At 72.8% G+C, this 19,441-nt stretch carries 16 protein-coding genes; 5 read left to right on the top strand and 11 right to left on the bottom strand.

Annotated elements, in window-relative coordinates; genetic code table 11:
* The 4 genes from ABCS02_RS04215 to ABCS02_RS04230 all read right to left on the bottom strand — a co-directional run bounded on the left by ABCS02_RS04215 (window position 1) and on the right by ABCS02_RS04230 (window position 7,512).
* On the bottom strand, window positions 1–2,079 hold the full coding sequence (locus ABCS02_RS04215; protein WP_345834344.1) for a heavy metal translocating P-type ATPase: 2,079 nt from the start codon (window positions 2,077–2,079) through the stop codon (window positions 1–3).
* On the bottom strand, window positions 2,076–4,310 hold the full coding sequence (locus ABCS02_RS04220; protein WP_345834345.1) for a heavy metal translocating P-type ATPase: 2,235 nt from the start codon (window positions 4,308–4,310) through the stop codon (window positions 2,076–2,078). Before ABCS02_RS04220 ends, ABCS02_RS04215 begins: the two co-directional genes overlap by 4 nt.
* The gene (locus ABCS02_RS04225; RefSeq protein WP_345834346.1) at window positions 4,310–4,519 is read right to left on the bottom strand and encodes a heavy-metal-associated domain-containing protein; all 210 of its coding nucleotides are present in this window, start codon (window positions 4,517–4,519) and stop codon (window positions 4,310–4,312) included. The genes ABCS02_RS04220 and ABCS02_RS04225 overlap by 1 nt, the downstream gene beginning before the upstream one ends.
* Window positions 4,520–4,635: 116 nt before the next feature.
* Window positions 4,636–7,512, bottom strand: coding sequence for an aminotransferase (locus ABCS02_RS04230; RefSeq protein WP_345834347.1), 2,877 nt, complete (start codon window positions 7,510–7,512; stop codon window positions 4,636–4,638).
* Between the two features lie 102 nt (window positions 7,513–7,614).
* Between ABCS02_RS04230 and ABCS02_RS04235 the strand changes: the two genes are divergently transcribed.
* Entirely contained in the window at window positions 7,615–7,995 is a 381-nt protein-coding gene (locus tag ABCS02_RS04235; RefSeq protein WP_345834348.1) for a DUF3054 domain-containing protein, read from the top strand.
* A gap of 3 nt (window positions 7,996–7,998) precedes the next feature.
* On the opposite strand, the gene ABCS02_RS04240 is transcribed toward ABCS02_RS04235, so the two are convergent.
* The 4 genes from ABCS02_RS04240 to ABCS02_RS04255 all read right to left on the bottom strand — a co-directional run bounded on the left by ABCS02_RS04240 (window position 7,999) and on the right by ABCS02_RS04255 (window position 12,504).
* On the bottom strand, window positions 7,999–9,372 hold the full coding sequence (locus ABCS02_RS04240; RefSeq protein ID WP_345834349.1) for a DUF445 domain-containing protein: 1,374 nt from the start codon (window positions 9,370–9,372) through the stop codon (window positions 7,999–8,001).
* On the bottom strand, window positions 9,369–10,478 hold the full coding sequence (locus ABCS02_RS04245) for an aminopeptidase P family protein (RefSeq protein WP_345834350.1): 1,110 nt from the start codon (window positions 10,476–10,478) through the stop codon (window positions 9,369–9,371). The genes ABCS02_RS04240 and ABCS02_RS04245 overlap by 4 nt, the downstream gene beginning before the upstream one ends.
* A gap of 5 nt (window positions 10,479–10,483) precedes the next feature.
* Window positions 10,484–11,647, bottom strand: a complete 1,164-nt coding sequence (locus ABCS02_RS04250) for an acyl-CoA dehydrogenase family protein (protein WP_345834351.1) — start codon at window positions 11,645–11,647, stop codon at window positions 10,484–10,486.
* A 101-nt stretch (window positions 11,648–11,748) separates the two neighbouring features.
* Window positions 11,749–12,504, bottom strand: a complete 756-nt coding sequence (locus ABCS02_RS04255) for an SDR family NAD(P)-dependent oxidoreductase (protein ID WP_345834352.1) — start codon at window positions 12,502–12,504, stop codon at window positions 11,749–11,751.
* Window positions 12,505–12,565: 61 nt separating this feature from the next.
* Here ABCS02_RS04255 and ABCS02_RS04260 point away from each other — a divergent pair, with 61 nt between their 5' ends.
* Both ABCS02_RS04260 and ABCS02_RS04265 read left to right on the top strand, forming a co-directional pair.
* Window positions 12,566–13,219 carry a TetR/AcrR family transcriptional regulator gene (locus ABCS02_RS04260; RefSeq protein ID WP_345834353.1) on the top strand — a complete coding sequence of 218 codons (654 nt, stop codon included), beginning with the start codon at window positions 12,566–12,568 and terminating at the stop codon, window positions 13,217–13,219.
* Window positions 13,220–13,221: 2 nt separating this feature from the next.
* A complete protein-coding gene (locus ABCS02_RS04265) occupies window positions 13,222–14,067 on the top strand; it encodes an alpha/beta hydrolase (protein WP_345834354.1) in 846 nt (281 codons plus the stop codon).
* Here ABCS02_RS04265 and ABCS02_RS04270 read toward each other — a convergent pair.
* On the bottom strand, window positions 14,028–14,636 hold the full coding sequence (locus tag ABCS02_RS04270) for a TetR/AcrR family transcriptional regulator (protein WP_345834355.1): 609 nt from the start codon (window positions 14,634–14,636) through the stop codon (window positions 14,028–14,030). The two genes, ABCS02_RS04265 and ABCS02_RS04270, sit on opposite strands and share 40 nt — an antisense overlap.
* Before the next feature lie 105 nt (window positions 14,637–14,741).
* Here ABCS02_RS04270 and ABCS02_RS04275 point away from each other — a divergent pair, with 105 nt between their 5' ends.
* The gene (locus tag ABCS02_RS04275; protein ID WP_345834356.1) at window positions 14,742–15,845 is read left to right on the top strand and encodes an ABC transporter permease; all 1,104 of its coding nucleotides are present in this window, start codon (window positions 14,742–14,744) and stop codon (window positions 15,843–15,845) included.
* A gap of 53 nt (window positions 15,846–15,898) precedes the next feature.
* Window positions 15,899–16,879 carry an aldo/keto reductase gene (locus tag ABCS02_RS04280; RefSeq protein ID WP_345834357.1) on the top strand — a complete coding sequence of 327 codons (981 nt, stop codon included), beginning with the start codon at window positions 15,899–15,901 and terminating at the stop codon, window positions 16,877–16,879.
* 76 nt (window positions 16,880–16,955) lie between these two features.
* On the opposite strand, the gene ABCS02_RS04285 is transcribed toward ABCS02_RS04280, so the two are convergent.
* Both ABCS02_RS04285 and ABCS02_RS04290 read right to left on the bottom strand, forming a co-directional pair.
* Window positions 16,956–17,675, bottom strand: coding sequence for a hypothetical protein (locus tag ABCS02_RS04285; RefSeq protein WP_345834358.1), 720 nt, complete (start codon window positions 17,673–17,675; stop codon window positions 16,956–16,958).
* Between the two features lie 298 nt (window positions 17,676–17,973).
* The gene (locus ABCS02_RS04290; RefSeq protein WP_345834359.1) at window positions 17,974–19,185 is read right to left on the bottom strand and encodes an MFS transporter; all 1,212 of its coding nucleotides are present in this window, start codon (window positions 19,183–19,185) and stop codon (window positions 17,974–17,976) included.
* Window positions 19,186–19,441: the final 256 nt, after the last annotated feature.

Genomic DNA, 19,441 nt, shown 5'->3' on the forward strand with positions numbered 1-19,441 from the left:
TCAGAGGGTCTCGGGGCGGAGGTCGAGGCGGCGGAGGAGCTGCGCGTTCAGCGCCACGACGATGGTGGACAGCGACATCAAGATGGCGCCGACCGACATCGGCAGCACGAACCCGATCGGCGCCAGGACGCCCGCCGCGAGCGGGACCGAGATCAGGTTGTAGCCGGCTGCCCACCACAGGTTCTGCGTCATCTTGCGGTAGCTCGCCCGCGACAGCCGGATCACCGACAACACCGAGCGCGGGTCGTCGCTGGCCAGGATGACGCCGGCGGAGGCGATCGCGACGTCCGTGCCGGCGCCGATCGCGATGCCGACGTCCGCTCGCGTGAGCGCGGGGGCGTCGTTGACGCCGTCGCCGACCATCGCGACGGTGCGGCCCTCGGCCTGGAGGCCGGCGACGGTCGACTCCTTGTCCTCCGGGCGCACGCCGGCGAACCAGCGGTCGATCCCGAGCTCGCGGGCGACCGACGCGGCGACGGCCTCCGCGTCGCCGGTGATCATCACGACCTGGATGTCCTGCTCCCTCAGCGCCGCCACGGCCTGCCGCGACTCCTCGCGGACCTCGTCGGCCAGGCGGAGGGCCCCGACGGTGCGCCCGTCGACCAGGACGTGCAGGATGATCGCGCCCTCCTCCCGCCAGGTCGCGGCGATCGGACGCTCGGCGGCGCCGCGCAGCTCCAGGAGCGCGGGGCCGCCGACCTCCACCCGCTGGCCCTCCACCGTCGCCGCGACACCGACCGCCGGGGAGGCGGTGAAGTCGCCGGCCGCGCGCACAGCGAGGCCGCGGGCGGAGGCGGCGGACACGATCGCGCGCGCGAGCGGGTGCTCGGAGTCGGACTCCGCTGCCGCCGCGAGGGCGAGCACGCGGTCGTCGTCGCCGTCCGTGTCCACGCCCGTGACGGCGGGCTCACCCTTGGTCAGCGTCCCGGTCTTGTCGAACAGCACCGTGTCGACCGTGCGCATGGTCTCCAACGCCAGGCGGTCCTTCACGAGGACACCGCCGCGGGCGGCGCGCTCTGTCGCGATCGAGACCACGAGCGGGATGGCGAGGCCGAGCGCGTGCGGGCAGGCGATCACGAGCACGGTGATGGCGCGGACGACCGCGTCGTCGGGGAGGCCGATCGCCGTCCACACGGCAGCCGTGATCGCCGCGGAGCCGAGCGCGAACCAGAACAGCCAGCCCGCGGCGCGGTCGGCGATCCGCTGCGCGCGGGAGGACGAGTTCTGGGCGTCGGCGACGAGCCGGCGGATCCCCGCCAGCGCGGTGTCGTCGCCCACCGCGGTGACCCGCACGCGCAGGGCCGAGTCGGTCGCGACGGTCCCCGCGATGACGGGATCGCCGTCGCCCCGCGAGACGGGACGCGACTCGCCGGTGATCATGGACTCGTCCACCTGCGCCGCGCCGGACTCCACGCGCCCGTCGGCCGGGACGCGCCCTCCCGGACGCACCAGCACGAGGTCGCCCACCGCGAGGTCGGCGGGCGAGACGACGACCGTTGCGTCGCCCTCCAACTTCTCGGCCTCGTCGGGCAGCAGGGCCGCGAGCGAGTCGAGGGCGGAGGTGGTCTGGGCGAGCGAGCGCATCTCGATCCAGTGACCGAGCAGCATGATGACGATGAGGAGGGCGAGCTCCCACCAGAAGTCGAGCTGGTGGTCGAGGAGGCCGAGGGCGGCGCCCCACGACGCGACGAACGCGACCGTGATGGCGAGCGCGATGAGCAGCATCATCCCGGGCTGCCGCGCCCGCAGCTCGGAGACGGCGCCGGTCAGGAACGGCCGGCCGCCCCAGACGAACATGACGGTGCCGAGCACAGGGGAGACCCACGCGACCCAGGCGGCGTCGGGGAGCGGGTAGCCGAGGATCATGGCGAACATCGGCGAGAAGGCGACGACCGGGACGGCGATGACGAGGTTGATCCAGAAGAGGCGGCGGAACGCGTCGACGTGGCCGGAGTGGTTGTGGGCGGCGTGGTCGTGGCCGGAGTGGTCGTGTGGCGCTTGGGCGTGCTCGGTGTGCTCGTGCTCCGCCTCGGCGTGCCCGGCGTGGCCGGCGTGCCCGCTGTGCTCGGTCTGGCTCACGATCTCCTCCGATCCTCGGCTCCGCGCTCCGGACGGAACGTACGCAGCCGCAGGCTGTTGGTCACGACGAAGACACTCGAGAACGCCATCGCGGCACCCGCGATCATCGGGTTCAGCAGACCGAACGCCGCCAGCGGCAGCGCCGCGAGGTTGTACGCGAACGCCCAGAACAGGTTGCCGCGGATGGTCGCCAGCGTACGCCGCGACAGCCGCACGGCGTCAGCGGCGGCAGTCAGGTCGCCGCGCACCAGCGTGAGGTCGGCGGCCTGGATGGCGGCGTCCGTCCCCGTCCCCATCGCCAGCCCGAGGTCGGCCGCCGCGAGCGCCGCCGCGTCGTTGACCCCGTCGCCGACCATCGCGGCCCGCCGGCCCTCCGACTGCAGGCGCCGGACCACCGCCGCCTTCTCCGCGGGGAGGACGCCGGCGATCACCTCCGCGATCCCGACCTCGTGCGCGACCCGGCGCGCGACGGTCTCGTGATCGCCGGTGAGCAGCACCGGCGTCAGGCCGAGCCGCGTCAGCCGGCGGATCGCCTCCGCGCTGTGCGGCGCCACGGCGTCCGCCAGCGTGAGCACGGCCTGGGCACGGTCGCCCCAGCCCACGACGACGGCGGTCACGCCGGAGGCCTCCGCATCCGCGACGGCCCGCTGGAGGACGGGGCCGACAGGCATCCCCGCCGCCGCCACGAACGACTCGCGTCCGACGACGACGCGCTCGCCGTCGACCGTTCCCGAGACGCCGAGGCCGCCGTCGGTGCGGAAGGCCGCGACCGGCGGCAGCGGTCCGGCGTCCCTGGCGGCGTCGGCGATGGCGCGCGCGATCGGGTGCTCGGAGGCGTCCTCCACGGCGCCCGCACGGCGCAGCGCCCCGGCCCGGTCGCCGTCCTCCGCCACGACGCCCACCAGCGTCATCCGCCCTGTCGTCACCGTCCCGGTCTTGTCCAGCAGCACGGTGTCCACCCGCCGCGTCGCCTCCAGCACCTCCGGCCCCGTGATCAGGATGCCGAGCTGCGCGCCGCGCCCGGTGCCGACGAGCAGCGCGGTCGGGGTCGCGAGTCCCAGAGCGCACGGGCACGCGATGATGAGCACGGCCACCGCCGCGGTGAACGCGGCCTCCACGGGCGCGCCGAGCAGCAGCCACGCCACGAGGGTGACGAGCGCGATCCCGATCACCACGGGGACGAAGACGCCGCTGATCCGGTCCGCCAGGCGTTGCGCCGCGGCCTTGCCCGACTGTGCGTCCTCGACCAGGCGTGCGATCTGCGCGAGCTTCGTGTCCGCGCCGACCGAGGTGGCGCGCACGAGGAGGCGGCCGCCGGCGTTGACCGTCCCGCCCGCGACGCTGTCGCCCGGGCCGACCTCCACGGGGACCGACTCGCCCGTGAGCATCGACGCGTCGACCGCGCCCGAGCCGTCGGTCACGACGCCGTCCGCGGCGATCCGCTCGCCCGGGCGCACGACGACGACGTCGCCGACGACCAGGCGCTCGACAGGGATGCGCTCCTCGCGCGGCGCGTCGCCGCCGCGCAGCACCGAGGCCTCCTTCGCGCCGGACTCCAGCAGCGCCCGCAGCGCCGCCCCCGCCTGCCGCTTGGAGCGCTTCTCCAGGTAGCGGCCGGCGAGCACGAACACCGTGACGCCCGCGGCGACCTCCAGATAGAGGTCCGCGCCGGTCATGCCGGGCGAGCCCGCGCCGCCGAAGACCAGCGCGTACACCGACCACGCGAACGCCGCGGTGACGCCGAGCGACACCAGCGTGTCCATCGTGGCCGCCCCGTGCCGCAGGTTGACGGCGGCGGCGCGGTGGAACGGCCACGCGCCCCACACGACGACGGGCGTCGCCAGCGTGAGCGCGACCCACTGCCACGCCGGGAACTGGAGGGCAGGGATCATCGAGAGCAGCACGACGGGGAGGCCGAGTGCCGCGCTCACGATCAGCCGCCGGCGAAGCGAGGCGAGCTCGGGGTCGGCTCCACGCTCGTCGGGTCCCGCGGGAGGCGCCGGAACCGCCGCCGTGTACCCGGCGCTCTCCACCTGCGCGACCAGCACCGCGGTGTCGTACCCGGCGGGCGCGAACACCGTCGCCTTCTCGGTCGCGTAGTTGACGCTGGCCTCCACGCCGTCCAGCTTGTTGAGCTTCTTCTCGACCCGGGCCGCGCAGGAGGCGCAGGTCATCCCGCCGATCAGCAGCTCCAGTCGCGGCTGGTTGTCCGTGGCGCCGGTCGCGGACATCAGGCGCGGACCGCGCTGTACCCGGCCTCCTCGACGGCGGCGAGCACGGCGGCGTCGTCGACGGGGGAGGCGGACTCGACGGTCAGCACGCCGGTCGCGGCCGAGACGCCGACGCCCGTCACCGCGGCGATCGAGGTCACCTCCTCGGTCACCGCGCGCTCGCAGTGCTCGCAGGTCATCCCGGTCACCTGGAACGTCGTGGTCGTCATGGCTGTCCTCCGCTTCACGTATACCCAGAGGGGGTATCCCAACGGAGACGACTTTATACCCAGGAGGGGTACTAGTCAAGGCGAGCGGGAAGACGCCCAGGGGAGCCCGGGCGCGGCTAGATCGTCGCCAGCACCAGGTCCAGCGCGTCCACGAAGCGGTCGGCGCTCTCGCGCGTGATGCACAGCGGCGGCTTGATCTTCAGCACGTTCTTGCCGTCGCCGGTGGGCTGCACGATCGCGCCCTCCTGCAGCATCCGCTCGCACACCAGCGCGGCCTCGGCGGTCGCCGGCTCCAGCGTCCTCCGGTCGCGCACCAGCTCGACGCCGAGGTAGAGCCCCATCCCGTGCACCGCTCCGACGAGGGGATGCCGCTCCCCGAGCGCGCGCAGCCGCGCGGCCAGGTGGTCACCGACCTCGGCCGCGTTCTCCTGAAGCCGCTCGTCGCGCATCACGTCGAGCACCGTCAGGCCGACGACCGAGCTGACCGGGCTTCCGCCGGCCGACGAGAAGAACGATCCTTCCGCCGCGAACGACTCGGCGATCTCCCGCCGCGTGATGACCGCGCCGAGCGGGTGCCCGTTGCCCATCGCCTTCGCCACCGTGATCACGTCGGGGACGACGCCCTGCTGCGCCGAGCCCCAGAAGTAGTGGCCGAGCCGGCCGTAGCCGACCTGCACCTCGTCGGCGATGCAGACGCCGCCGCGGGCGCGCACCCGCTCGTAGACACCGGCGAGGTAGCCGTCGGGGAGCATGAGGCCGCCGGCGTTGCCGAAGACCGGCTCTGCGATGAAGCCGGCGATGCCGGTGCCAGAGGCGTCGAGCGCGGCGAGCTGTTCGTCCAGCTCGGCGAGGTACTCCGGTCCGGAGGCGAGCCCGCGGTGGCGGCCGTGGAAGACGTTCGGCGATGCGATCAGTTCCACCCAGTCCGGACGTGTCTCCAGCGCGCGCGGGTTGTCGCCCAGTGACGACGAGACGGCGTCGGCTCCGACCGTCCAGCCGTGGTAGGCCTCCGTCACGGCGAGGATCGTCCGGCGGCCGGTGTGCACCTGCGCCAGCCGGAGGGCGAGGTCGACCGCCTCACTGCCGCTGTTGACGAGGAAGACGGTGTCGAGCCCGTCCGGCGCGACCTCCGCCAGTCGCTCGGTGAACCGGGAGAGCTCCTCGTAGTGGAACCGGGAGTTCGTGTTGAGCAGCGCCCACTGGTCGCGGACGGCGCGCACGAGCCGCGGGTGCGCGTGCCCGATCTGGGTCACGTTGTTGACCATGTCCAGGTAGCTCTGCGCGCGCGTGTCGAACAGGTGGTGCCGCCAGCCGCGCTCGATCAGCGGAGGCTCGGCGAAGTAGTGCTCCTGCACGCGCGCGAACGACGAGTCGCGGCGCGACAGCACGTCGGCCGCGTCGGAGGCGGGCGCGGCGAGGTCGACGCCGAAGAGGTCGGAGGGGTCGGGGGAGACCGCGCGCCACACCGCCTGCGGCAGCGCGGGCGTGACGAACGCGGGAGGCCGCCAGCCGGGCACACGGCTGAGCTGCGCGCTCAGGCGCACGGCGCTGCCGATCACCTCGCCGCGGTCGACGGAGGCCGTGGTCAGCGGGCGGGAGAGCCCGTCCAGCCAGAGGTCCACCTCGTCGCCGTGCAGCAGCCAGGCGCCCTCCACCAGCCGCAGCTCCCCGGCGAACGGCGCGTGCACGACGGTGCCGGCCGGGGCGTCGAGCGTGACGCCGAGCGCGATCGTCGGTGACGGCTCGGTGCGGTCGAGGCGCGCGCGGGTGAGCCGCGCTTCCGCGTAGCGGGTGAGCGCGTGGCCGTTGTCCCGGCAGATCCGCCCGAGCACCGCGTCCTCGACGCCCGCGCGCTGCCAGCGCCCTTCGTCCAGGTCGTGGCCGGTGACGGAGAGGTCGGCGAGGTGGGCGTCCGTGCTGTCGAGTGCGATGAGGCGGCCGAGCGCCGGTGAGTCAGGCTCGCGGTCGCCGTGCGCCAGCCGGGCCCGGATCGCGGCCTCCACCTCCGCGAACGGCAGACGCCGCGCCACATCGAACGCGACCCACTCGTGCGCGCGGTTCTCGTCGGCGTAGGCGTTGTCCCCGTCGAGAACCACCTGCTGTTCCCCGCTGACCACGAGGACAGCCCCGCGCAGCACGACGAGCGGCCAGAGCGCGGCGAGGTCGGCGTCGTCCAGCGGCGCCTCCGCGTGGAACGCCTCGATCACGTCCAGCACGGCCAGCGGGTCCTCCGGCTGGTGGTGGAGGGCGCTGGTCACGGTCGCCGCGAGCTCGGCGACCAGCCAGCCGTCCGCGACGTCGCCGAAGTCGATGACACCGGGTCCGTCCGCGCCCAGCACGATGTTGTCGTCCGTCACGTCGCCGTGGATGGCCTGCACCCGCAGCCGCCGTCGCAGCGGCTCGATCGCAGCGAGCGCGGCCTCCGCCGCCGCCAGCACGGCCAGCCGCTTGGCCGGCTGGAGGACGTGCTCGGCGAGCAGCGCGACGACGTCGCCGCCGATCCGAGCGTCCCACTGGGTGGTGCGGGCGAGCCCCGGATGCCGCAGCCCGGCGAGTCCCGCGGCGATGCTCCCGGAGAGCCGGCCGAGGGTGCGCAGCTGCTCGGCGCTCAGGCGCTCGACGTCGGTCAGCGGCTCGCCGTCGAGGAAGCTCAGCACCCGGGCGTGCAGCCTCAGGCCGCGCACCTCCACCGCGACGACGTCGTCGCCGTCGCGGGCGGCGAGCACGGCCGGGATGCGCGCGTCGGCTCCGGCAAGCAGTGCGAGCGCCGCGTTCTGGGCGTGCAGCTCCTCGACCGCGAAGACCGGGTTGGCGATCTTGAGCACGTAGCGGTGCGTGCCGGTGTCGACGAGGAAGTTGCGGTCCTGGTTGCTGCCCAGCTCGGTGATCCGCCCGGTGAGCCCGAAGGCGTGCTCGGCGACGGCTGCGGCGTCGTCGGCGCCGACCTCCGGACGGGGCAGCGACGGCTGGGCCAGGAAGTCGGAATTGGGCACGGCTGCTCCTCGGCTGCGGGGGCTGGACGCGGCCAGTCTATTGAAGCCGCCGCACGGGTCGCACCCAGCGAACGCTCGGGCGCGACATCGTAGCATCGACGCGTGAAATCCTGGAGGACAGCGGCCGTGGCGTTCGTGATCGACGCCGTGCTGATCCTCGTGTTCGTGCTCGTCGGGCGCCGCAGCCACGGCGAGGCGGCGTCCGCCTCCGGGGTGCTCAGCACGTACTGGCCGTTCTTCATCGGCCTCGTCGCGGGCTGGCTCGTCACCTGGGCCTGGCGCCGCCCCCTCGCGCTGATCTGGCCGGGCGTCCCGGTCTGGCTGATGACGGTCGCGCTGGGGATGCTCATCCGCACCTCCGCCGGTCAGGGCGTGGAGCCGGCGTTCATCGCGGTGGCGTTCGTGGTGCTCGGGGTGTTCCTGGTCGGGTGGCGGATCGTGGCGATGCCGTTCGCGCGGCGCCGGGCGCTGCGGCGGGCGTAGTTCTCAGAACGCCGAGGAGATCAGCGTCGCGATCGTGTAGATCGCGAGCCCTGCCAACGCCCCCACGACCGTCCCGTTGATCCGGATGAACTGCAGGTCGCGCCCCACCTGGGTCTCGATCTTGTCGGTCGTCTCCGCCGGGTCCCAGCCGCGCACGGTCTCGGTGATCACGCTCGCGATGTCGTGCCGGTAGGTCGACACCAGGTGCCCGGCCGCGCCGGCGATGCGCTGGTTGAGGGAGGCCCGCAGCTCCGGGTCCGCGGCCACCCGGCCGGCGGCGTCGGCGAGGGCCGCGGACATCCGGCGGCGGAGCTCGCTGTCCGGGTCGCTGAGAGCGTCCACAGCCGCCGAGCGCGCGGCCGCCCACGCCTGCGCGGCCAGCTCGCGGATGCGCGGGTCGTCGAACGCGCGGGCCTTCGCGGCCTCCAGTCCGGCGATCGTCTCGGGGTCGTGCTGGAGCCGCTCGGCGAGCTCGGCGAGGTAGCCGTCGAACGCCCGGCGGGCGCGGTGGGCGGGGTCGCGGCGCACGTCGGCGATGAAGCGGCGCAGCTCCTGGTACACGCGCTCGTCCACCAGCTTGTCCACGAACGACGGCAGCCACGACGGGAGCCGTCCGGAGACGAGGTTCGTCAGGGCGTCGGGGTGGATGACCAGCCAGTCGTCGAACCGGTCGAGCAGCAGGTCGACGGCGGCGTGGTGGCCGCCGGAGCTGAGGATGCGCTCGCCGAGGCGGCCGATCGGCGGCGCCCACTCCGGCTCGATCACGTGTGTGCGCACGACCGCCTCCACGGCCTCGCGCATGCGGTCGTCGTCCAGTAGGCCGAAGAAGCCGACCACGGCGCCGGAGGCCTCGTCCACCACCCGGCGCGCGTTGCCCGGCTCGGTCAGCCAGCGGGCGGCGGCGCCGGACACGTCGTAGGCCGCCAGCCGGGTCGCGACCACGTCGTCGGACAGGAACTCGGTCTCCACGAACTCGCCCAGCGTCTCGCCGATCTCGTCCTTGCGGGTCGGGATGATCGCGGTGTGCGGGATGCGCAGGCCCAGCGGATGCTTGAACAGCGCCGTCACGGCGAACCAGTCCGCGAGCGCGCCGACCATCGCGCCCTCTGCGGCCGCGCGCACGAAGCCGAGCCAGGGGTAGCGGTCCTGGAGCGCGAACGAGACGGCGAAGATCACCGCGGCGACCGCGAGCAGGCTGGTCGCGAGGGCCTTCATGCTGCGGAGGGCGCGGCGGCGCTCGGCGTCGCGGCGCTCGGCCGCGGCACGCTCGGCGGCCAAGCGCTCGGCATCGCGGCGCTCGGTGTCGCCGCGCTCGGAGGCCGGCCGCCGGCTGTCGGCGCCCTCCGTGTCGCCCGTGCGGGCCGTCGGCGCTGTCACCGGACGATGTGGAGCTCGCGGCTGGTGTTGTTCAGCCGGTGCGCGCCGTCGTCGTCGGCCACCACGATGTCCTCGATGCGCACGCCGAACCTCCCCGGCAGGTAGATCCCGGGCTCGATCGAGAAGCACATGCCGGCCACGATCGGCTGCTCCTCGCCCTCCACCAGATACGGCGGCTCGTGGGTGGTGGTGCCGATGCCGTGGCCCACGCGGTGGACGAAATACTCGCCGTAGCCGGCGTCCCGGATCACCGCGCGGGCGGTGCGGTCGATCTCCTGCAGCGGCACGCCCACAGCGACCGCCTCGAACGCGGCCTGCTGCGCCCGCTTGACCACCTCGAAGACCTCGTGCTCCTCGTCGGTCGGCTCGCCGACGTGGACGGTGCGGGTGGTGTCCGAGCCGTAGCCGTCCATCAGGCCGCCGAAGTCGAGCACCACCATGTCGCCCTGTTGGATGACGCGCTCGCCCGCCTCGTGGTGCGGGTTCGCGCCGTTCGGCCCGGAGCCCACGATCGTGAAGTCCACCTGGGAGTGGCCGTGCGCGCGCAGGAGGCGGTCCAGGTCGGCGGCGACCTCGTTCTCCCGGCGGCCGGCGAAGGCCACGGTCAGGATGTCCTCGAAGGTCGCGTCAGCGGCGGCCCCGGCGGCGGCGAGCCGGTCGAGCTCGTCGGGCCCCTTGACCGCGCGCAACATCGGCAGGGCGGTCGAGAACGCGGCGAAGCGCACGTCCGGGAGCTCGTGCTGCAGCGCCAGCAGGTGCAACGCCCACGCCGAGTCGGAGACGGCGTAACGGCCTCCCGACCAGAGCTGGTCGACCAGGGGCGCGTGCTCGTCCTCGCCGTCGGCCCAGGTGATCAGGCGGATCGCGCCGGCGGACCGGGTCGCGGCGGCGCTGTCGTGCTCCAGCACGGGCACGATCATCGTCGGCTCGCCCTCCGTCGGGATGACCAGCATGGTCAGCCGCTCGGTCGCGGGCGGGAGGTAGTCGGCGAAGTAGGCGAGGTCGGGGCCGGGGGCGACCAGGAGGGCGTCAAGGCCGGCCTCCCTCGCCTGGGCGGCGCCGCGGGCCAGCCGGTCGGCGAAGTGCTGGGGGGTGAGCTGCTGCATGGCGGTCACTCCTCGATCGGGCCGAGCCAGGCGTTCGCGACGGTGCCGTGCGCGGACTCGGCGTCGGACGGGTGGAAGATGCCCGCGAGCACGTCGCGGTAGAGCCGGCCGAGCTCGCTGCCGGCGAAGAAGGTGGAGCCGCCGGAGACCCGGATGGCCTGATCGACCACCCGGCGGGCCGTCTCGGTGGCGCGGATCTTCATCCCGACCAGCTTCGGGAACCACTGCGCGCCGTGGTCGGCGAGGGTGTCGACGTCGCGGGTGATCGCGTTCAGCTGGGGGAGCAGGGCGTCCTGGTCGATCGCGGCCGAGGCGACGCGCCAGCGGATGTCCGGATCGTTCGCGTAGCTGCGGCCGTCGTTCTTCAGGCTCTTCCTGCGGTGCGCGGAGGCCACGGCCAGCTCCAGCGCCCGGGCGCCGATGCCGGTGTAGACGGCGGCGAGCAGCAGCTCGAAGTTCGCGAAGATGGCGAAGACGAGCGGGTCGGGGTTGGGGCCGGGGTCGAGGCGGCGCACGACGCGGTCCGCCCGGGCGAGCGCGCCGTCGAGCACGGTGGTGCTGCTCTGCGTCGCGCGCATCCCGATCGTGTCCCAGTCCTCGCGGATCTCGAAGCCGCCGCCGGTGCGCTCCACGAAGCCGTAGACGATCTTCGGGGCGTCGGCGCTCGCCGTGTCGAGGCCCATCGTGCCGAGGCGCGTCCACGCGGGGGAAAGGGAGGTGAAGATCTTGGTGCCGAAGTAGCGGTACGAGCCGTCCGCCTCCGGCCGGGCCTCGGTGGTCGACCCGAACAGCACGAGGTCGTTGCCGGCCTCGCTCAGCCCGAATGCGAACACCTCGCCGGCGCCGGCCTCCCGGAGCAGGAACTCCAGCGAGTCGTCGCCGCGGTCGCGCAGGGTCTTGGCGACGCCGGTCCAGACCAGGTGCATGTTCACGGCGAGGGCGGTGGCGGGCGCGGCGCCCGCGAGCCGGACCTGGAGGCGCGCGGTCTGCTCCAGCGTCAGCCCGAGGCCGCCGAACTCGACCGGGACCAGCGCTTTCAGATAGCCGTCGTCGGCCAGCTCCGCGAAGTCCTCGGTGAAGAACCGGTTCTCCGCGTCGTACTCCGCAGCCCGGGAGCGGAACCGCTCCAGCCGCTCGTCGCTCAACAGCTCCTGCTCGACGTCACTCACCCTCCACACACTATGTCTCCCGACGCCGAGGGGCACGTAAACGCCCCTAAAACGCGGTTTTAGGGGCGTTTACGTGCCCCTCGACGGAGCGGAAGCGGGGCTTACTGGGCGGTGTAGCCGCCGTCGACGAGGTGGTAGCTGCCGGTGATGAACGACGCGGCGTCGGAGGCGAGGAAGGCGACGAGGGCCGCGACCTCCTCCGGCTGCCCGAGGCGGCCGAGGGCGTGCTTGCCCTCCAGGAACTGCAGCGCCTCTGCGCTCAGGTTGGCCTCCACCAGCGGGGTCTGGATGAAGCCGGGGCCGACGGCGACGACGCGCACGTTCTGGCCGGCGTACTCCAGCGCCGCGTTCTGCGTGAGCCCGAGGAGGCCGTGCTTGGCGGTGACGTAGGCCGACGAGTTCGCGAAGCCGACGCTGCCGAGGATGGACGCCATGTTGACGATCGCACCGCCGCCGTTCGCGGCCATCGCGGTGAGCTGGGGCTGCATCGAGTAGAGCACCGCATTGAGGTTGACCTCGATGACCTTCCGCCAGCTGTCCAGCGAGTAGTCGGCGACCGGGGCGGCCTCCCCGCCGATGCCGGCGTTGTTGACCGCGATCTTCAGGGGCGCGAGGGCGTTCGCGGCCTCGACGCTCGCCGTGGCGAACGCCGGGTCGGTCACGTCGCCGGCGAGCGCGGCGGCGGTTCCGCCGGCGGCCTCGATCTCGGCGACGACGGCCTTCGCGTGCTCCTCGTTGAGGTCGGTGACCAGGACCGCGGCGCCGCTGGCCGCGAGGGTCAGCGCCACCGCGCGTCCGATGCCCGAGCCACCGCCGGTGACGATCGCGGACCGGCCGGCGACATCGTACTGAGCCATGAATCGTTCTCCTTCCAGATATCCGACACCTGTCGGATAAGTCCAATTGTACGATCAGAGAGTGGACACAGACAGGCCGAACGGCCCGCGGCAGGATGCGCTCCGAGCGAACACGGCCGCCGCGGCGGCGACGCCCGAGCGGACGCGCCTCGATCCGCGCCAGGAGAAGACCCTGGCGCGGCTGGGCGCCGCCGTGCTCGCCCTCGCAGCAGAGAAGCCGATCACGGAGGTGACCGTCTCCGGCCTGGCCTCCGCCGCCGGCGTGCACCGGTCGACCGTGTACGAGTACGCCGCGTCGCCCGCCGCCCTCCTGCAGCGCGTGCTGCGCGCCCAGCTCGACGAGCTGCGCGCCGCCTACCTCGTGGATGTCGCACCCGACGACGCCGCGGCGGCGATCAGCGGCGTCACGCGCGCGGTCCTCCAGCACCTGGACGAGCACGACGCCGTCTACCGTCGCGGCCTCGGAGCGGAGGGCGCGGAGGCCGGCCTGCACGCCATGCTCAGCGACCACTTCCAGGGCTCCATCGAACTGCTGCTCGCCCAGCACAGCGTGAGCGTGCCCGCCGCCGACGACCTGGAGCGCCGGGCGATCGAGCGCTACCTGGCGGACGGCATCATCGGCGCGATCGAGGTCTGGCTCACCCGGCCGGGGCCGCGGGACGTGGACGCGCTGCTCGCGCTGCTCGAACGGCTCGCGCCGCCGTGGTGGCCGTGACGATGAGCGACGGCCTCCTCGAACGGGTGCGCCGCGGCCTCGGGCTGCGCCGCCCGCCGCTGCTGCACATCGCCTCCGACGTGGGGGAGGGGCCGGTGGTCGTGCTCGTGCACGGCATCGCGTCGTCGTCGGTGACGTTCCAGAACCTCGTGCCGCTGCTGGAGCCGCGGCACCGCGCCATCTCGATCGACATCCTCGGCTTCGGCCGCTCGCCGGCGCCGGAGGACGCGCAGTACACGATCGAGGAGCACGTCGCCGCGCTCGACCGCACGCTGCGCTCGCTGAAGCTGCGCGAGCCGTTCGTGCTCGTCGGCCACTCGCTCGGCAGCCTGATCGTCGCGCGCTACGCCGCCGAGCATCCCGGTGCGCTCAGCCGGCTGGTGCTCGTCGGCCCGCCGGTCTACCCGTCGCCCGCCGAGATCGGCGACCGCCGCGTGCGCACGCGGGTGAGCGCCTACCTGCGCGCGTACGAGTTCCTGCGGAACAACAAGGACTTCACCCTCCGCAACGCCGCCATCCTCGCGCGGCTGCTGCCGATCAAGAACGTCTTCGAGATCACGGAGAAGAGCTGGCGGCCGTTCGTGCTGTCGCTGCAGAACTGCGTCGAACGGCAGACGGTCGTCGGCGATCTGGCGCGCGTGCGCGTGCCGGTGGAGGTCGTCTACGGCACGATGGACGCCTTCATCGCGCCGGGGAGCCTCACAGTGATCGAGGCCATGCGGCACGTGACCATGCACCGGGTGGAGGCCAACGACCACCTCATCCGCAAGCGGCTCGCGCGCGTCGTCGCGGCGGCCTGCGACGCGGGTCAGCCGGCCAGTGACATCGACTCGACCGCGTCGAGGTAGCCCTCCCCGTCGAAGCCGTCGAACAGCACGGTCTGGGTGACGTAGCCCTGCACGAGCCCCATGTAGACGGGCGCCTGCCGTTCCGCGAGGGCGTGCGCCTCGTCGAGGCGGAGCGTCTGCTTGCCCGGCGCTGTTTGGGCGTGCCAATCGGTCAGGTAGCCGACGAACATGGCGCGGATCCGGGCGCCGATCTCGGACGACATCTGTTTCAGCCGCGGGTTGATCGGCACCTGGCCCCAGACCTGCACGAGGAGCTGGATGTCCACGATGTGCGTCATCAGGCCGGTGACGAGCAGGCGGACGATCTCGCCGGGCGTGGGGAGGGGCTGCTGCGCGCGCGCCTCGGCGACCTCCAGGAAGCGTGCGTCGAGGATCTCCGACGCCGTCAGCTCCATGAGCTCGTCCTTGCTCGTGAAGTGCCCGTAGATCGCGCCGGCCGACAGCCCGGACTCGGCGATGATGTCGGCCATCGAGGTGGCGGCGAAGCCGTTGCGCGCGAAGCAGCGGAGGGCGGCCTGGGCGATCTCGTGGCGGCGCGCTGTGCGGTACTCCTCGGTGACCTTCGGCATCCCGGCCTCCTCGCGGCTCGAAAAAAGAACGTTCGTTCTTGACAATAGCGGCCGAGCTGCGGATTATAAAGAACGAGCATTCGTTTTTATTGAGTGGAGGCCGCCATGAGCACCAGCACCGATCCCGGCGTCGACCAGATCACACCGCGCCGGGAGCCGACCACGCGTCCCGCCGTCGTCCACACGCCCTGGGCGCGGGCCCTCGCGCTCGCCGCGGGGGCGGCGGCCATCGTCGTCGTCATCCTGCTCGCCTTCCTGTGGCCGACCGTGACCTCGACGGTCAAGGACCTCCCGATCGCCGTCGCCGGCCCGTCCGCGCAGGTCAGCGCGGTGGAGAAGCAGCTCGACACGGCGGCGAGCGGCGCGTTCGCGATCACGAACCTGAGCGACCGGCAGGCGGCCGTCGACGCGATCCGCAAGCGCGATGTGTACGGGGCGATCGTCCTCGGCGACAGCCCGGAGGTGCTGACCGCCTCGGCCAACGGCGCCGCGGTCGCGCAGATCATGAACACCGTGGCTGCCAACCTCCAGGCCGCGGCCAACGCGCAGGCGCAGGCGGCCGTGCAGCAGGCCATCGCCTCCGGCCGCGCGCCCGCCGGCACGAAGGCGCCCACCATCACGGTGAAGGTGACCGACGTCGTCCCGCTCGCCTCGACCGACGCGCGCGGGCTCGGGCTGGCCGCGTCGTCGTTTCCGCTCGTGCTGGGCGGCATGCTCGGCGGTGTGCTCATCTCGCTGCTCGTCGCCGGGAGCTGGCGCCGCCTGGGCGCCGTCGCGCTCTACGGCGTGGCCGGGGGACTGGCGGTCACCTGCATCCTGCAGGGCTGGTTCGGCATCCTGCAGGGCGACTTCTGGGTCAACGCGCTGGCCGTCGGACTGGCGATGTTCGCGATCGCGGCCTTCGTGGTCGGGATGAACGCCCTGTTCGGCCGGGTCGGTATCGCGATCGGCGCCGTGCTGACCGTGCTGGTGGGCAACCCGCTGTCGGCGGCGGCCCAGCCGCTGCAGTTCCTGGCCGGGCCGTGGGGCGCGGTCGGGCAGTGGTTCGTGCCGGGCGCCTCCGTCACCCTGCTGCGCGACCTGTCGTACTTCCCGTCCGCGGACGCGCTGTTCCCGTGGCTGGTGCTGGTCGTTTGGGCCGCGGTCGGCGTGGTCGGGATGCTCGCGGGCCACTTCCGCAACCAGGAGGTCACCGAGGCCGCCGCCTAACCGGCCTTCCCGGCCCACCTCCCGCCGAGGGTCGGGCGAATAGGGTGGAGGGCATGGAGAATCGCACCCTCGGACGGACCGGACGCGACGTCTCGGTCATCGGTCTCGGCACCTGGCAGCTCGGCGCCGACTGGGGCGAGGTCACCGAGGCCGACGCGTTCGCCGTCCTCGACGCGGCGACCGAGGCCGGAGTCACCTTCTTCGACACCGCCGACGTCTACGGCGACGGCCGCAGCGAGCAGCTCATCGGCCGCTACCGCGCCTCCCACCCCGACCTCCCGCTGACCGTCGCGACCAAGATGGGCCGCCGCGAGGCGCAGGACCCGGCCAACTTCTCGCTCGCGAAGTTCCGCGAGTGGACGGACCGCTCCCGCCGCAACCTCGGGATGGACACGCTCGACCTCGTCCAGCTGCACTGCCCGCCCACTCCCGTGTTCTCGAACGCCGCCGTCTACGACGCGCTCGACACGCTGGTCGAGGAGGGCGCGATCGCGAACTACGGCGTCAGCGTCGAGACCTGCGCCGAGGCCCTGGAGGCCATCGCGCGGCCGGGCACGGCCACCGTGCAGATCATCCTCAACGCTTTCCGCCTGAAGCCGCTCGACGAGGTGCTGCCTGCAGCGCGGGAGGCCGGGGTCGGGATCATCGCGCGCGTGCCGCTGGCGTCCGGGCTGCTGAGCGGCCGCTACTCCGAGACGACGGAGTTCGCCGCCGACGACCACCGCAGCTACAACCGCCACGGCGAGGCGTTCGACGTGGGGGAGACCTTCTCGGGCGTCGACTACGCGGAGGGTGTGCGCGCCGCGCGCGAGTTCGCCGCGCTCGCCCCGGAGGGCGCGACGCCCGCCCAGGCGGCCCTCGCGTGGATCGTCGCGCAGGACGGCGTGAGCACCGTCATCCCCGGCGCCCGTTCGCCCGAGCAGGCCCGCGCGAACGCCGCCGCCGCCGGCGTCGCCCTCCCCGCCGCGTTCGCGGACGCCGTCCGCGCCCTCTACAACGCCCACTTCCGCCCCACCACCCACCCCCGCTGGTAGCTCCTCCGCCGAGGGGCACGTTGTTGTCACTTTTCGCGCGCGAAAGTGACAACAACGTGCCCTTCGCGGGATGGGTTCAGGCGAGAAGGCGGCGGAGGCGGCGGATGAGTTCGGCGGGGGCGGCGATGTCGTCCGCCGTCACCCGCACCATCCGCCAGCGGAGGTCCTCGACGCGTTCACGCCGGCGGAGGTCCTTGCGCCAGGTCGCCTGGTCCACGCGATGGATGTCGCCCTCGTATTCCAGGGCGACGCGCTTGGCGACGAAGGCGAAATCGACGCGCGCGACGAAGACGCCCTCCGCCGTCCGCAGTTCGTGATTGAGCAGGGGCGACGGCAGGCCCGCCGCGTGGAGAAGGAGCCTGAGTCGGGTCTCGCCGGGGGACTCGGCTCCCGCCCGGACCAGTTCGATCGCCTCCCGTGCTCGCGCGACACCTCGGCGGCCGGCCGCAGCGGCGGCGGCGTGCGCCAGCACAAGCCGATTCGTGAGCGGCTCCGACCCGCCGACGAGGTAGTCTCCCGCGGCGACCAGCGCATCCCGCTGGAGGAGTTGGGCGAGGTCCAGCCAGGTCTGTTCCGGAGTCGTTACGGGAAGGTCCGCGACCATGCGGATCTCCCACCGGCCGAGCTTGTGACCGGCGAAACCGTCGATCGTCGGTGCGCGGCCGGGAGCGCGGACGCTGACGTGGATGGTCGGGTCGACCCGGGGAAGCGGTATCCCGTAGAGGAGTGCCGCGGTGGTGTGGCTGAATGCGAAGTCCGTCCCGCGATGCGACGCATACGCGCGACACCGGGACACCAATCCGTCGTCGGCCTTGGCGATGCGAAAGCCTCGGATGGGCCGGACGAGGTCGCTCCTGCGCAGTCGTCGGGCTCCCACCCCGGCGTCGAACGCGGTTCGCGTTGAGAACGGCCCGCTCTGAAGCGGCCGGGGTAGGGGGTCGATGCGTCGCGTCATCCCGCCACCCTGGCACGCGACCTACCCACCCACTCGAGTTATCCACAGCCCGGGCCGCCGAGGGGCACGTTGTTGTCACTTTTCGGACGCAAAAGTGACAACAACGTGCCCCTCGACGGAAGAGCGAGGGAGGTCGGGGCTAGGAGGGCTGGACGGGGACGGGCTCGGTGTCGGGGATGGGGGAGGCGTCGCGGCCGCGGAGGTCGGGGTGGACACGCCAGGCGAGGGCGGGTACGAGGAAGCCGACGAGCGCGAACGCGCCCGCCGCCCAGAACGCGCCGACCGGCCCGTGCGCGTCGATGAGGAAGCCCGCCAGCGCGGAGCCCAGCGCCGCGCCGATCAGCTGGCCGGTGCCGACCCAGCCGTACGCCTCCGCCGTGTCGGAGAACTTGACGCTCGCCGACACGATCGCGAACAGCACGGCCAGCGCGGGCGCGATGCCGAGGCCCGCGATGATCAGCGACAGCGAGAGCCCCCACCACGACCACAGCATGAACGTGGAGACGACGACGCCGACGAACACGATGAGCATCCGGCGCGCCGTCGCCCACGGTCCGATCGGGATGTGCCCGAAGGCGAGGCCGCCGACCAGCGAGCCGAGCGACCAGATCGCCAGCACGATGCCGGCGAACGGCGAGCCCTCGCCGAAGTTCGCCACGACCCCGGCCTCCACCGCCGCGCACGAGCCGATGAGCAGGAAGCCGACCACGGTCGCCAGCAGCACGGGAGGCCGCGCCAGCACCACGCCGAACCGCCGCTTGCTGCGCGGGATGCGCACCCGGCCGACCTCGGGCGAGGAGATGAACCAGGCGCCGCCGAGCAGCATGATCGCCACCGACATCAGGACGCCCTCGACGGTGCCGATCTGGGTGGAGACGAAGGTGATCGCGACGGGACCGGCGATCCAGATGATCTCCTGAGCCGAGGCGTCAAGCGAGAACAGTGGGGTGAGTTGGCGGGAGTTCACCATCTTGGGGTAGATGGTGCGCACGGCCGGCTGGATGGGCGGCATGCTGAGCCCGGCGAAGAAGGCCACCGCCATCGTCAGCGGGATGGGCATCACGAAGACGCCGATCGCGGCGACGGCGGCCGAGCACAGCGCGAGCGTCGTCCACAGCACCGTGCGCATCCCGAGCACGCCCATCAGCCGGCTGGTCATCGGGCCCGCGATGGCCTGCCCGATGCTCATCGCGCCGAGCACGAGCCCGGCCGCGCCGTAGGAGTGGTGGATGCGCTCGATGTGCAGCAGGAATGCCAGCGAGAGCATCCCGAACGGGAAGCGCGCGGTCAGCTGCGCGGCGATGATCCGCGCGACGCCGGGCGTCTTCAGAAGGCTCGAGTAGCTGCTCACAGTCTTCTCACTCTATCGGTCCAGCTCCGTCGCGGAAGGGTCGTGAAACCCGTTCGAGGGGGTGTGGAAATGTGCATAACTTCTGCACACCTGTGGATGACACGCCCACTAGATATGGGGGCATGGAAATGTCGGCACCCGGCTATATAGTGGTGGACGCGACAGGGGCCCGATCGGCTCCCGGGGCTCCCGGACGGGGCTTTCGGGGCGTCCCGCCCGCTCTGCCGCAGGGACTTCGCCGCTCACCGGAGCGGCA

It is taken from the genome of Microbacterium sp. X-17, assembly GCF_039615055.1.

What these genes read in the sequence shown, in the direction of transcription:
- ABCS02_RS04220 (WP_345834345.1), bottom strand. Translation starts at nt 4,310, where the DNA reads ATGTCCGCGACCGGCGCCACGGACAACCAGCCGCGACTGGAGCTGCTG.
- ABCS02_RS04225 (WP_345834346.1), bottom strand. Translation starts at nt 4,519, where the DNA reads ATGACGACCACGACGTTCCAGGTGACCGGGATGACCTGCGAGCACTGC.
- ABCS02_RS04245 (WP_345834350.1), bottom strand. Translation starts at nt 10,478, where the DNA reads ATGCAGCAGCTCACCCCCCAGCACTTCGCCGACCGGCTGGCCCGCGGC.
- ABCS02_RS04255 (WP_345834352.1), bottom strand. Translation starts at nt 12,504, where the DNA reads ATGGCTCAGTACGATGTCGCCGGCCGGTCCGCGATCGTCACCGGCGGT.
- ABCS02_RS04265 (WP_345834354.1), top strand. Translation starts at nt 13,222, where the DNA reads ATGAGCGACGGCCTCCTCGAACGGGTGCGCCGCGGCCTCGGGCTGCGC.
- ABCS02_RS04270 (WP_345834355.1), bottom strand. Translation starts at nt 14,636, where the DNA reads ATGCCGAAGGTCACCGAGGAGTACCGCACAGCGCGCCGCCACGAGATC.
- ABCS02_RS04275 (WP_345834356.1), top strand. Translation starts at nt 14,742, where the DNA reads ATGAGCACCAGCACCGATCCCGGCGTCGACCAGATCACACCGCGCCGG.
- ABCS02_RS04280 (WP_345834357.1), top strand. Translation starts at nt 15,899, where the DNA reads ATGGAGAATCGCACCCTCGGACGGACCGGACGCGACGTCTCGGTCATC.